Here is a 13,688-nt window from a genome sequence, read left to right on the forward strand (position 1 = left end):
TCACTTACCTGCCTGCTGGTTGAGCACAGTCTTCACGCGAGCAATGTCACGCTTAACTTGCGAGAGCAGATGAGACTGCCCCAACTGGCCAGTTGCTTTCTGCATACGCAGATTGAACTGGTCGCGCAGCAAGCCGAGCAGTTGCTCGTTCAGCTGCTGTGCGGATTTTTCACGAAGTTCATTCGCTTTCATCACATCACCGTCCGTTTAACAAAGGAGGTGGCGAGCGGCAGCTTTGCAGCAGCCAGGGCGAAAGCCTCACGCGCCAGCTCTTCAGAAACACCCTCGATTTCATACAGGACTTTGCCTGGCTGAATCTGGGCAACCCAGTACTCCACGTTACCCTTACCTTTACCCATCCGAACTTCGAGTGGTTTCTTGGTTACAGGCTTGTCCGGGAATACACGGATCCAGATCTTGCCGCCACGTTTTACGTGACGGGTCAGTGCACGACGCGCTGACTCGATCTGACGAGCGGTGAGACGACCACGAGCTACAGACTTCAGCGCGAACTCGCCGAAGCTGACTTTGCTACCGCGCTGAGCCAGACCACGGTTGTGGCCTGTCATCTGCTTGCGGAACTTCGTACGCTTAGGTTGCAACATTTGGCGTACCCCTTACTTAGCAGCTTTTTTACGAGGCGCTGGTGCTTGTGGCTTCAGCTCTTCTTGGCGACCACCAATTACTTCGCCTTTGAAGATCCAAACCTTTACACCGATCACACCGTAAGTGGTGTGAGCTTCGTAGTTGGCATAGTCGATGTCGGCACGCAGGGTGTGCAGTGGCACACGACCTTCGCGATACCATTCAGTACGTGCGATTTCAGCACCGCCGAGACGACCGCTCACTTGGATTTTGATGCCTTTGGCACCAATGCGCATGGCGTTCTGTACTGCGCGCTTCATAGCGCGACGGAACATTACACGGCGCTCCAGCTGCTGAGCTACGCTCTGCGCAACCAGCATACCGTCGAGCTCCGGCTTGCGGATCTCTTCGATATTGATGTGCACAGGCACACCCATTTGCTTGGTCAGGTCCTGACGCAGTTTCTCAACATCTTCACCTTTCTTCCCGATAACGATACCTGGACGAGCGGTGTGGATGGTGATACGTGCAGTTTGGGCCGGACGATGGATATCGATACGGCTTACGGACGCGCTTTTTAGTTTGTCTTGGAGATACTCACGCACCTTCAGATCAGCGAACAAATAGTCCGCATAAGTCCGACCGTCTGCGTACCAGACGGAGGTGTGCTCCTTGACGATTCCCAGGCGAATGCCAATGGGATGTACTTTCTGACCCATCTCTTCGACTCCGTTACTTGTCAGCAACCTTGACAGTGATATGGCAAGACCGCTTGACGATGCGATCAGCACGGCCTTTGGCACGTGGCATGATGCGCTTCAGCGAACGCCCTTCGTTGACGAAAACGGTGCTGACCTTCAGGTCATCAACGTCTGCGCCTTCGTTATGCTCGGCGTTGGCTACGGCCGACTCCAGCACTTTCTTCATGATCTCGGCGGCTTTCTTACTGCTGAAAGCCAACAGGTTGAGCGCTTCGCCCACCTTCTTCCCGCGGATCTGGTCGGCGACCAAGCGGGCTTTCTGGGCGGAGATTCGAGCGCCCGACAACTTAGCGGCTACTTCCATTTCCTTACCCCTTAACGCTTGGCTTTCTTGTCTGCCACGTGCCCACGATAAGTGCGGGTACCGGCAAACTCGCCTAGTTTGTGGCCGACCATGTCTTCGTTAACGAGAACCGGGACGTGTTGACGACCGTTGTGTACTGCGATGGTCAAACCGACCATTTGTGGCAGGATCATCGAACGACGCGACCAGGTCTTAACTGGTTTGCGATCGTTCTTTTCCGCCGCCACTTCGATCTTCTTCAGTAGGTGAAGATCAATAAAAGGACCTTTTTTCAGAGAACGTGGCACTGTCGTATCCCTCTATTTACTTGCGACGACGGACGATCATTTTGTCGGTACGCTTATTACCACGAGTCTTCGCGCCCTTAGTCGGGAAGCCCCATGGCGATACCGGATGACGACCACCAGAGGTACGACCTTCACCACCACCGTGTGGGTGGTCAACCGGGTTCATGGCAACACCACGAACGGTTGGGCGAACGCCACGCCAGCGTTTGGCACCAGCTTTACCCAGCGAACGCAGGCTGTGCTCGGAGTTCGAGACTTCACCCAGGGTCGCGCGGCACTCAGCCAGCACTTTACGCATCTCACCAGAACGCAGGCGCAGGGTCACATAGACACCCTCACGAGCGATCAGCTGAGCCGAAGCACCAGCGGAACGAGCGATTTGCGCGCCTTTACCTGGCTTCAATTCGATGCCGTGTACGGTGCTACCAACTGGAATGTTACGCAGTTGCAGAGCGTTGCCCGGCTTGATCGGCGCCAAGGCACCTGCGATCAGCTGGTCGCCAGCACTCACGCCTTTAGGCGCGATGATGTAGCGACGCTCGCCATCTGCGTACAGCAGCAGAGCGATGTGAGCAGTACGGTTTGGATCGTATTCGATACGCTCGACAGTGGCAGAGATGCCATCTTTGTCGTTGCGACGGAAATCGACCAGACGATAATGCTGCTTATGGCCACCACCGATGTGACGAGTGGTAATGCGACCATTGTTGTTACGACCACCAGTCTTCGATTTCTTCTCGAGCAGCGGTGCGTGAGGAGCGCCTTTATGCAGCTCCTGGTTGACCACCTTGACCACAAAACGGCGGCCAGGGGAAGTCGGTTTGCATTTAACGATTGCCATGATGCACCCCTTCCTTACTCAGCACTGCTGCTGAAATCGAGATCTTGGCCTGGCTGAAGGGAGATAACTGCCTTCTTCCAGTCATTACGCTTGCCCAGACCGCGAGCAGTGCGCTTGCTCTTACCCAGAACATTCAGGGTAGTAACACGCTCTACTTTCACGCTGAACAGGCTTTCGACGGCCTTCTTGATTTCCAGCTTGGTTGCGTCAGTTGCAACCTTGAAAACGAACTGGCCTTTCTTGTCAGCCAGAACCGTAGCCTTTTCGGAAACGTGCGGGCCAAGCAGAACTTTAAATACGCGTTCCTGGTTCATCCCAGCAGCTCCTCGAATTTCTTCACGGCCGACACGGTGATCAACACCTTGTCGTATGCGATCAGACTAACTGGATCGGAACCTTGCACGTCACGCACATCAACGTGTGGCAGGTTACGAGCAGCCAGGTACAGGTTCTGATCAACAGCTTCGGACACGATCAGGACGTCAGTCAGGCCCATGCCGTTCAGCTTGTTCAGCAGATCTTTGGTTTTCGGCGCTTCAACAGCGAAGTCCTGAACCACGACCAGACGATCAGTACGCACGAGTTCAGCAAGGATGGAGCGCAGAGCTGCGCGATACATCTTCTTGTTGAGCTTCTGAGTGTGATCCTGTGGACGCGCTGCGAAAGTGGTACCGCCGCCACGCCAGATTGGGCTACGGATAGTACCGGCACGAGCACGGCCAGTACCTTTCTGACGCCAAGGGCGCTTACCGCCACCACGAACGTCGGAACGGGTCTTTTGCTGCTTGCTACCTTGACGGCCGCCGGCCATGTAGGCCACGACTGCTTGGTGAACGAGCGTCTCGTTGAATTCGCCGCCAAATGTCAGTTCGGAAACTTCGATCGCTTGAGCGTCATTTACATTTAATTGCATGTCAGCTTCCCCTTAACCGCGAGCCTTGGCCGCTGGACGTACAACCAGGTTGCCGCCAGTAGCGCCAGGAACAGCACCCTTGACCAACAACAGATTGCGTTCAGCGTCGACGCGCACTACTTCGAGGGACTGCACGGTCACGCGCTCAGCGCCCATATGACCGGACATTTTTTTGCCCTTGAATACACGACCAGGAGTCTGGCACTGGCCAATAGAGCCCGGGACGCGGTGGGAAACGGAGTTACCGTGAGTGTTGTCTTGGCCACGGAAATTCCAACGCTTGATCGTACCCTGGAAGCCTTTACCCTTGGACTGACCGGTTACATCAACCAGTTGACCAGCGGCGAAGATTTCAGCGTTGATCAGATCGCCAGCCTGGTAGTCGCCGTCTTCAAGACGGAACTCCATGACAGTACGACCAGCTGCAACGTTTGCTTTAGCGAAGTGACCTGCTTGAGCAGCAGTCACACGCGAAGCACGACGCTCGCCGACAGTGACTTGCACTGCACGATAGCCATCGGTTTCTTCAGTTTTGAACTGGGTGACGCGATTCGGCTCGATCTCAATGACCGTGACCGGAATGGAGACACCTTCTTCGGTGAAAATACGGGTCATACCGCATTTACGACCGACTACACCAATAGTCATGTTGTAAACCTCATGAGTGTACGGGGCTTTCACCCGCTATGGCCGCCCATTTCAGAGCGTTACACGACTAAGACCCAAGTCTTAGCCGAGGCTGATCTGTACTTCCACACCGGCCGCCAGATCAAGCTTCATAAGTGCATCAACGGTTTTATCCGTTGGCTGGACGATGTCCAGAACGCGCTTATGAGTACGGATCTCGTACTGGTCACGCGCGTCTTTGTTGACGTGCGGGGAGACCAGAACGGTGAACCGCTCTTTACGGGTAGGCAGTGGAATTGGACCACGCACTTGAGCACCAGTACGTTTCGCGGTTTCCACGATTTCCTGGGTGGATTGGTCGATCAGGCGATGGTCAAAAGCCTTCAACCTGATACGGATTTGCTGATTTTGCATTGGATTTCAGACTCCGGCTGCTATTCCCAGCGAGCGCAATACGCCCGTTAAAAGGAGGCGCAATTCTATAGACGCCCCTGATAGGTGTCAACCCAATAAAAAAGGCCCCCGCTGAGCGGGGGCCTTCTCAAAACATAGAGCTATCTCAGAAGAGATAATTACTCGATGATTTTAGCTACAACGCCAGCACCAACGGTACGGCCGCCTTCGCGAATGGCGAAACGCAGACCATCTTCCATTGCGATGGTTTTGATCAGGGTAACAACCATTTTGATGTTGTCGCCTGGCATTACCATTTCAACGCCTTCCGGCAGCTCGCAGTTACCAGTCACGTCAGTAGTACGGAAGTAGAACTGTGGACGATAGCCTTTGAAGAACGGAGTGTGACGACCGCCTTCTTCTTTGCTCAGCACGTACACTTCAGCTTCGAACTTGGTGTGCGGCTTAACCGAACCCGGCTTAACCAGAACCTGGCCACGCTCAACGTCGTCACGCTTGGTACCACGCAGCAGAACGCCGCAGTTCTCGCCAGCACGACCTTCGTCGAGCAGTTTACGGAACATTTCAACACCGGTGCAGGTGGTGACGGTAGTGTCACGCAGACCAACGATTTCCAGTGGATCCTGAACCTTGACGATACCGCGCTCGATACGACCAGTTACAACAGTACCGCGACCGGAGATCGAGAATACGTCTTCGATTGGCATCAGGAACGGCTTGTCGATAACACGAACTGGATCTGGGATGTAGCTATCCAGAGTCTCAACCAGTTTACGAACGGACGTGGTGCCCATTTCGTTATCATCTTTGCCTTCCAGAGCCATACGAGCAGAACCGATGATGATCGGAGTGTCGTCGCCTGGGAAGTCGTAAGTGCTCAGCAGATCGCGCACTTCCATCTCAACCAGTTCCAGCAGCTCAGCGTCGTCTACCAGGTCAGCCTTGTTCAGGTAAACCACGATGTACGGAACGCCAACCTGGCGGGACAGCAGGATGTGCTCACGGGTTTGTGGCATCGGACCATCAGCGGCCGAGCAAACCAGGATCGCGCCGTCCATCTGGGCAGCACCAGTGATCATGTTCTTCACATAGTCAGCGTGACCTGGGCAGTCGACGTGAGCGTAGTGACGGATCAGCGAGTTGTATTCAACGTGGGCGGTGTTGATGGTGATACCACGAGCTTTTTCTTCTGGCGCGCTGTCGATTTTATCGAAATCAACGATTGCAGAACCGAATACTTCGGAGCAAACGCGAGTCAGAGCAGCAGTCAGAGTGGTTTTACCGTGGTCAACGTGACCAATGGTGCCAACGTTGACGTGCGGTAGGGAACGATCAAATTTTTCTTTAGCCACGACAATTAACTCCTTGCCTAAAGGACTGAATCAGCCTTGTTTTTTGGATACAGTTTCAGCGATGTGCGCCGGAGCTGTGTTGTATTTTTTGAATTCCATAGAGTAGCTTGCGCGACCCTGGGACATGGAGCGAACGTCGGTCGCATAACCGAACATCTCACCCAACGGAACCTCGGCGCGAATCACTTTGCCGGAAACCGTATCTTCCATACCCAAGATCATGCCGCGACGACGGTTAAGGTCGCCCATGACATCACCCATATAGTCTTCAGGTGTAACAACTTCTACCGCCATGATTGGCTCAAGCAACTCACCACCGCCCTTTTGGGCCAGTTGCTTGGTTGCCATGGAAGCAGCCACCTTAAACGCCATCTCGTTGGAGTCGACGTCGTGGTAAGAACCGTCAAAAACGGTTGCTTTCAGGCCGATCAGCGGATAGCCGGCAACAACACCGTTCTTCATCTGCTCTTCGATACCCTTCTGGATAGCCGGGATGTATTCCTTAGGAACAACACCACCAACTACTTCGTTCACGAATTGCAGACCTTCCTGACCTTCGTCAGCAGGAGCAAAACGGATCCAGCAGTGACCGAACTGACCACGACCGCCGGACTGACGAACGAACTTGCCTTCGATTTCACAGTTCTTCGTGATGCGCTCACGATAGGAAACCTGAGGCTTACCGATGTTGGCTTCGACGTTGAACTCACGGCGCATCCGGTCAACCAGGATGTCCAGGTGAAGCTCGCCCATGCCGGAGATGATCGTTTGACCAGTCTCTTCATCAGTCTTGACACGGAAAGATGGATCTTCCTGAGCAAGCTTGCCCAGAGCGATACCCATTTTTTCCTGGTCATCCTTGGTCTTAGGCTCAACGGCAACCGAAATAACCGGCTCCGGGAAGTCCATGCGAACCAGGATGATTGGCTTATCAGCGTTGCACAAGGTTTCACCAGTGGTGACGTCCTTCATGCCGATCAAGGCCGCGATGTCACCAGCGCGCACTTCCTTGATCTCTTCGCGGGCGTTTGCGTGCATCTGCACCATACGACCCACACGCTCTTTCTTGCCCTTGACCGAGTTGATCACGCCGTCGCCGGAGTTCAACACGCCCGAGTAAACACGGACGAAGGTCAAGGTACCCACGAATGGGTCAGTGGCAATTTTAAATGCCAGAGCGGAGAACGGTTCTGCGTCGTCTGCATGACGCTCCAGCTCGATAGTCTCGTCATCCGGGTCAGTACCCTTGATGGCAGGAATATCAACTGGTGCCGGCAGGTAGTCGATCACAGCATCGAGAACCAGGGGAACGCCCTTGTTCTTGAACGAGGAACCGCAAACAGCCAAGACGATCTCACCAGCGATAGTACGCTGACGCAGAGCGGCCTTGATTTCCACGTTGGTGAGTTCTTCACCTTCGAGGTACTTGTTCATCAGCTCTTCGTTGGCTTCAGCCGCAGCTTCAACCATGTTGTTGCGCCATTCGTCAGCCAGTTCCTGCAGCTCGGCAGGGATAGGCTTGCGAACAGGAACCATACCCTTGTCAGAATCGTTCCAGTAAACAGCTTCCATGGTCAGCAGATCGATCTGGCCCTGGAAATTGTCTTCGGAACCGATAGCCAACTGGATTGGCACCGGGGTGTGACCCAGACGCTGCTTGATCTGACCGATCACGCGCAGGAAGTTCGCACCAGCACGGTCCATCTTGTTTACGTAAACAAGACGTGGAACGCCGTATTTGTTGGCTTGACGCCATACGGTTTCCGACTGAGGCTCAACACCCGAGGTACCACAGAACACAACGACAGCGCCGTCGAGTACGCGCAGGGAACGCTCAACTTCAATGGTGAAGTCTACGTGACCCGGAGTATCGATAACGTTGAAGCGGTGCTCGTCTTTGTACTGCTTCTCGGAGCCTTTCCAGAAGGCGGTGATAGCAGCAGAAGTAATGGTAATACCACGCTCCTGCTCCTGCACCATCCAGTCTGTGGTCGCGGCGCCGTCATGCACCTCGCCCATCTTGTGGCTTTTGCCAGTGTAAAAAAGGACGCGCTCGGTGGTGGTGGTTTTACCAGCATCCACGTGAGCAACGATACCAATGTTACGGTAGCGGTTAATCGGTGTAGTACGAGCCATAAAGCCCTCGCAAAATTAGTGACGCTGGATTTAGAAGCGGTAGTGCGAGAAAGCTTTGTTAGCTTCAGCCATACGGTGCACGTCTTCACGCTTCTTAACAGCAGCACCTTTACCTTCAGCAGCGTCCAACAGCTCGCCGGCCAAACGCAGAGCCATAGACTTCTCGCCGCGCTTACGGGCGAAGTCTACCAACCAGCGCATTGCCAGAGCGTTACGACGGGACGGACGAACTTCAACCGGAACCTGGTAAGTAGCACCGCCTACACGGCGCGACTTCACTTCGACCAGCGGAGCGATGGCGTCGAGAGCTTTCTCGAAGATTTCCAGGGGGTCGCTGTTCTTGCGTTCTTTAACCTTCTCCAGCGCGCCATAAACGATACGCTCGGCAACGGCTTTTTTGCCGCTTTCCATCACGTGGTTCATGAACTTGGCCAGGATTTGGCTTCCGTATTTTGGATCGTCAAGCACTTCGCGCTTGGCTGCTACGCGTCTTCTTGGCATGGATAAGCCCTCAAACGGTCTTCAGGTTCGTTCGGAATCGGTGCCCTTGCGGGACGCCTCCGACCTTACTCTTATCGACTCAGAAAATAAGATGATTCAGTTTTTACAAAAAGCCGCTACTACTTAGGCTTCTTGGTACCGTACTTCGAACGACCCTGGTTACGACCTTTAACGCCGGAAGTATCCAAGGAGCCGCGTACGGTGTGATAACGAACACCTGGCAAGTCTTTTACACGACCGCCGCGGATCAGTACCACGCTGTGCTCTTGCAGGTTGTGGCCTTCACCGCCGATGTACGAGGAAACCTCGAAACCGTTGGTCAGACGCACACGGCATACTTTACGCAGTGCCGAGTTAGGTTTTTTCGGCGTGGTGGTATACACACGAGTGCATACGCCACGACGTTGCGGGCAGTTCTGCAGCGCAGGCACGTCGGATTTCTCGACGATACGCTTACGCGGCTGACGTACCAGCTGGTTGATAGTTGCCATCTACTAGCTCCACTGTTGTCTTGCGACGCTATTGTCTTACAAGAAAAGCAAAATGGCAGGAACGAATTCCCGCCAAATTTAGGGGTACAAGAGTCTAAAGAGGATCTTGCCCCCAGTCAAGGCAAGGCCCCGACGTCCCCTCTCATCGAACCGGAACAAAAATGCCTCGATCCGACGAATGGGGCTGCCAGGGCCCGGTCTTATTTATCGCAGAACTCAGTTACCGCTAGAGTTCAGCGCTTCGGTCAGTGCAGCTTCCACTTCACTGGCGCTCACGCGCAACGGCTTGTCGGCTTCACGGCGGCGCTTGCGCTCGCTGTGGTAGGCCAAACCGGTACCGGCCGGGATCAAACGACCCACAACCACGTTTTCTTTCAGGCCGCGCAGGTAATCGCGCTTGCCGGTTACCGCTGCTTCGGTCAGTACGCGAGTGGTCTCCTGGAAGGAGGCCGCCGAGATGAACGACTCAGTCGACAACGACGCCTTGGTGATACCCAGCAACACGCGAGTGAACTTGGAAACGAATTTCTCTTCGTTCGTCAGGCGCTCGTTTTCCACCAGTACGTGAGTCAGTTCCATCTGGTCGCCCTTGATGAAACTGGAATCGCCGGATTCAGCGATTTCAACTTTACGCAGCATCTGACGCAGGATGGTCTCGATGTGCTTATCGTTGATCTTCACGCCTTGCAGGCGGTAAACGTCCTGGATCTCGTTAACGATGTACTTGGCCAGCGCACTCACACCCAGCAGACGCAGGATGTCGTGTGGATCGCTTGGACCATCGGAGATAACTTCGCCGCGGTTTACCTGTTCGCCTTCGAACACGTTCAGGTGACGCCACTTCGGAATCAGCTCTTCATACGGATCGCTACCGTCGTTCGGGGTAATGACCAGACGGCGCTTGCCCTTGGTCTCTTTACCGAACGCGATGGTGCCGCTGACTTCAGCCAGAATCGACGCTTCTTTCGGACGACGAGCTTCGAACAAGTCGGCAACACGCGGCAGACCACCGGTGATGTCACGAGTCTTCGAAGTTTCTTGCGGGATACGCGCGATAACATCACCGATCGCGATCTTCGCACCATCCGCTACACCGACGAGGGCGTTAGCTGGCAGGAAGTACTGAGCAATTACGTCAGTGCCTGGCAGCAACAGATCCTTGCCGTTGTCATCGACCATCTTCACGGCAGGACGGATGTCTTTACCGGCAGCTGGACGATCTTTGGCGTCGAGGACTTCAATGTTGGTCATACCGGTCAATTCGTCAGTCTGACGCTTGATCGTGATGCCTTCTTCCATGCCCACGTAGGTCACGGTACCTTTCATTTCGGTAACGATTGGGTGAGTGTGCGGATCCCACTTGGCCACGATTGCGCCAGCGTCGACCTTGTCACCTTCTTTAACCGAAATCACAGCACCGTACGGCAGCTTGTAACGCTCACGCTCACGACCGAAGTCATCAGCGATTGCCAGCTCACCGGAACGGGATACAGCAACCAGGTGGCCATCCACTCGCTCAACGTGCTTCAGATTGTGCAGACGGACGGTACCGCCATTCTTCACCTGAACGCTGTCAGCTGCGGAGGTCCGGCTTGCCGCACCACCAATGTGGAACGTACGCATGGTCAGCTGGGTACCCGGCTCACCGATGGACTGGGCAGCGATAACGCCGACAGCTTCACCGATGTTTACCTGGTGACCACGAGCCAAGTCACGGCCATAGCACTTGGCACAAATGCCGTAGCGGGTTTCGCAGCTGATCGGCGAGCGAACGATCACTTCGTCGATGCTGTTGAGCTCGATGAACTCGACCCACTTTTCATCTACCAGAGTACCCGCAGGAACGATAACTTCCTCGGTGCCTGGCTTGAATACGTCACGGGCAATAACACGACCCAATACGCGCTCACCCAGTGGCTCTACAACGTCACCGCCTTCAATGTGCGGAGTCATCAGCAGGCCATGCTCGGTGCCGCAATCGATCTCGGTAACTACCAGATCTTGTGCAACGTCTACCAGACGACGTGTCAGGTAACCGGAGTTAGCGGTTTTCAACGCGGTATCCGCCAGACCTTTACGAGCACCGTGAGTGGAGATGAAGTACTGAAGTACGCTCAAACCTTCACGGAAGTTCGCGGTAATCGGCGTTTCAATGATGGAACCGTCCGGCTTGGCCATCAGGCCTCGCATACCGGCGAGCTGACGGATCTGCGCCGCAGAACCCCGTGCGCCCGAGTCGGCCATCATGTACATCGAGTTGAAGGATTCCTGGTCAACTTCGTCGCCGTGACGGTCGATGACTTTCTCTTTCGAGAGGTTGGCCATCATCGCCTTGGAAACTTCGTCGTTGGCCTTGGACCAAAGGTCGATCACTTTGTTGTACTTCTCGCCCTGGGTTACCAGGCCTGAGGCGTACTGACTTTCGATCTCTTTCACTTCGTCAGTGGCAGCACTGATGATGCGGGCTTTTTCATCCGGGATAACGAAGTCGTTAACACCGATGGAAACGCCGGAAATAGTCGAATAAGCAAAACCGGTGTACATCAACTGATCAGCGAAGATCACGGTCTCTTTCAAACCAACCACGCGGTAGCACTGGTTGATCAGTTTGGAGATCGCCTTTTTCTTCATCGGCAGGTTGACGACGTCGTACGACAGACCTTTTGGCACAACCTGATACAACAACGCACGGCCGACAGTGGTATCGACAATACGGGTGTTGCTCACGCTGCCGCCGTCACGGTCGTTGACGGTTTCGTTGATCCGCACCTTGACCTTGGCGTGCAGTGCGGCTTCGCCGGCACGGAACACACGGTCAACTTCCTGCAAGTCAGCGAACACACGACCTTCGCCTTTGGCGTTGATCGCTTCACGGGTCATGTAGTACAGGCCCAATACAACGTCCTGCGACGGAACGATGATTGGCTCACCGTTGGCTGGCGACAGAATGTTGTTGGTCGACATCATCAACGCACGCGCTTCCAACTGGGCTTCCAGTGTCAGCGGTACGTGCACGGCCATTTGGTCGCCGTCGAAGTCGGCGTTGTACGCAGCACAGACCAGAGGGTGCAGCTGGATAGCCTTGCCTTCGATCAGTACCGGTTCAAACGCCTGGATACCCAGACGGTGAAGGGTCGGTGCACGGTTGAGGAGAACCGGGTGTTCGCGGATCACTTCAGCGAGAACGTCCCAAACCTCTGGCAGTTCGCGCTCGACCATCTTCTTGGCGGCTTTGATGGTGGTCGCGAGACCGCGCATTTCCAGCTTGCCGAAGATGAACGGCTTGAACAGCTCAAGAGCCATCTTCTTAGGCAGACCGCACTGATGCAGACGCAGGGTCGGGCCTACGGTAATTACCGAACGACCGGAGTAGTCAACGCGCTTACCGAGCAAGTTCTGACGGAAACGACCTTGCTTACCCTTGATCATGTCAGCCAGGGATTTCAGAGGACGCTTGTTGGAACCGGTGATAGCGCGGCCACGACGACCGTTGTCGAGCAAGGCATCGACAGCTTCCTGCAACATACGCTTTTCGTTGCGCACGATGATGTCCGGAGCGGACAGGTCAAGCAGGCGCTTCAAGCGGTTGTTACGGTTGATCACGCGGCGATACAGGTCGTTGAGGTCGGACGTCGCGAAACGACCACCGTCCAACGGTACCAGCGGACGCAGGTCTGGCGGCAGTACCGGCAGAACGGTCAGCACCATCCACTCTGGCAAGTTGCCGGAACCCTGGAAGGCTTCCATCAACTTCAGACGCTTGGACAGCTTCTTGATCTTGGTTTCGGAGTTGGTTTGCGGAATTTCTTCGCGCAGACGGCCAATCTCGTGCTCCAGGTCGATAGCGTGCAGCAGCTCGCGGACAGCTTCGGCACCCATGCGGGCATCGAAATCATCACCGAACTCTTCCAGCGCTTCGAAGTACTGCTCGTCGTTCAGCAGCTGACCTTTTTCAAGGGTGGTCATGCCTGGATCGATAACGACATAGCTCTCGAAGTAGAGAACACGCTCGATATCACGCAGGGTCATGTCCATCAGCAAGCCGATACGGGACGGCAGCGATTTCAGGAACCAGATGTGGGCAACCGGCGAAGCCAGCTCGATGTGCGCCATGCGCTCACGACGAACCTTGGCCAGTGCAACTTCAACGCCGCACTTCTCGCAGATCACACCACGATGCTTCAAGCGCTTGTACTTACCGCACAGGCACTCGTAGTCCTTTACCGGGCCAAAGATCTTGGCACAGAACAGGCCGTCACGCTCAGGCTTGAACGTACGGTAGTTGATGGTTTCCGGTTTTTTAACTTCACCGAACGACCACGAACGGATCATCTCAGGCGATGCCAATCCAATACGGATGGCGTCGAACTCTTCGACTTGACCCTGGTTTTTCAGCAAATTCAGTAGGTCTTTCAAGGCCTTTCCTCCTGGCGGAGCAGAGAGCGGGCCAAACGGCCCCGCTCTCGATTCGCGTCA

15 protein-coding genes are annotated in these 13,688 nt (G+C 54.9%); all 15 read right to left on the reverse strand.

The features are described 5' to 3' along the window. Nucleotides 1-192 carry a 50S ribosomal protein L29 gene (gene rpmC, locus OQ460_RS21885; protein ID WP_002555481.1) on the reverse strand — a complete coding sequence of 64 codons (192 nt, stop codon included), beginning with the start codon at nucleotides 190-192 and terminating at the stop codon, nucleotides 1-3. After that, nucleotides 192-605, reverse strand: coding sequence for a 50S ribosomal protein L16 (rplP, locus tag OQ460_RS21890; protein WP_021209374.1), 414 nt, complete (start codon nucleotides 603-605; stop codon nucleotides 192-194). Before rplP ends, rpmC begins: the two co-directional genes overlap by 1 nt. Before the next feature lie 12 nt (nucleotides 606-617). Next, nucleotides 618-1,304 carry a 30S ribosomal protein S3 gene (gene rpsC, locus OQ460_RS21895; protein WP_003176422.1) on the reverse strand — a complete coding sequence of 229 codons (687 nt, stop codon included), beginning with the start codon at nucleotides 1,302-1,304 and terminating at the stop codon, nucleotides 618-620. A gap of 13 nt (nucleotides 1,305-1,317) precedes the next feature. Then, nucleotides 1,318-1,650, reverse strand: coding sequence for a 50S ribosomal protein L22 (rplV, locus tag OQ460_RS21900; RefSeq protein WP_003103908.1), 333 nt, complete (start codon nucleotides 1,648-1,650; stop codon nucleotides 1,318-1,320). Between the two features lie 11 nt (nucleotides 1,651-1,661). Further along, on the reverse strand, nucleotides 1,662-1,937 hold the full coding sequence (gene rpsS / locus OQ460_RS21905) for a 30S ribosomal protein S19 (RefSeq protein ID WP_002555486.1): 276 nt from the start codon (nucleotides 1,935-1,937) through the stop codon (nucleotides 1,662-1,664). Between the two features lie 16 nt (nucleotides 1,938-1,953). Next, nucleotides 1,954-2,778 carry a 50S ribosomal protein L2 gene (rplB, locus tag OQ460_RS21910; RefSeq protein WP_003176423.1) on the reverse strand — a complete coding sequence of 275 codons (825 nt, stop codon included), beginning with the start codon at nucleotides 2,776-2,778 and terminating at the stop codon, nucleotides 1,954-1,956. Nucleotides 2,779-2,792: 14 nt separating this feature from the next. Further along, the gene (rplW, locus tag OQ460_RS21915) at nucleotides 2,793-3,092 is read right to left on the reverse strand and encodes a 50S ribosomal protein L23 (RefSeq protein ID WP_002555488.1); all 300 of its coding nucleotides are present in this window, start codon (nucleotides 3,090-3,092) and stop codon (nucleotides 2,793-2,795) included. After that, complete coding sequence (gene rplD / locus OQ460_RS21920; RefSeq protein WP_003210082.1) at nucleotides 3,089-3,691, reverse strand: 50S ribosomal protein L4; 603 nt, start codon at nucleotides 3,689-3,691, stop codon at nucleotides 3,089-3,091. The genes rplW and rplD overlap by 4 nt, the downstream gene beginning before the upstream one ends. Before the next feature lie 12 nt (nucleotides 3,692-3,703). Then, nucleotides 3,704-4,339 carry a 50S ribosomal protein L3 gene (rplC, locus tag OQ460_RS21925; RefSeq protein ID WP_003194649.1) on the reverse strand — a complete coding sequence of 212 codons (636 nt, stop codon included), beginning with the start codon at nucleotides 4,337-4,339 and terminating at the stop codon, nucleotides 3,704-3,706. An 81-nt stretch (nucleotides 4,340-4,420) separates the two neighbouring features. Continuing rightward, on the reverse strand, nucleotides 4,421-4,732 hold the full coding sequence (gene rpsJ / locus OQ460_RS21930; protein WP_003186070.1) for a 30S ribosomal protein S10: 312 nt from the start codon (nucleotides 4,730-4,732) through the stop codon (nucleotides 4,421-4,423). A 158-nt stretch (nucleotides 4,733-4,890) separates the two neighbouring features. Further along, a complete protein-coding gene (gene tuf, locus OQ460_RS21935; protein WP_003176426.1) occupies nucleotides 4,891-6,084 on the reverse strand; it encodes an elongation factor Tu in 1,194 nt (397 codons plus the stop codon). A gap of 30 nt (nucleotides 6,085-6,114) precedes the next feature. Continuing rightward, on the reverse strand, nucleotides 6,115-8,220 hold the full coding sequence (gene fusA / locus OQ460_RS21940) for an elongation factor G (protein WP_410019393.1): 2,106 nt from the start codon (nucleotides 8,218-8,220) through the stop codon (nucleotides 6,115-6,117). 30 nt (nucleotides 8,221-8,250) lie between these two features. Then, complete coding sequence (gene rpsG / locus OQ460_RS21945; RefSeq protein WP_002555493.1) at nucleotides 8,251-8,721, reverse strand: 30S ribosomal protein S7; 471 nt, start codon at nucleotides 8,719-8,721, stop codon at nucleotides 8,251-8,253. A 119-nt stretch (nucleotides 8,722-8,840) separates the two neighbouring features. After that, nucleotides 8,841-9,212: a 30S ribosomal protein S12 gene (rpsL, locus tag OQ460_RS21950; protein WP_002555494.1), complete on the reverse strand. Its 372-nt coding sequence runs from the start codon at nucleotides 9,210-9,212 to the stop codon at nucleotides 8,841-8,843. Nucleotides 9,213-9,428: 216 nt separating this feature from the next. Then, nucleotides 9,429-13,628, reverse strand: a complete 4,200-nt coding sequence (gene rpoC, locus OQ460_RS21955) for a DNA-directed RNA polymerase subunit beta' (RefSeq protein WP_410019394.1) — start codon at nucleotides 13,626-13,628, stop codon at nucleotides 9,429-9,431. Nucleotides 13,629-13,688: the final 60 nt, after the last annotated feature.

The organism is Pseudomonas imrae, from assembly GCF_046352735.2.
GTDB lineage: Bacteria > Pseudomonadota > Gammaproteobacteria > Pseudomonadales > Pseudomonadaceae > Aquipseudomonas > Aquipseudomonas imrae.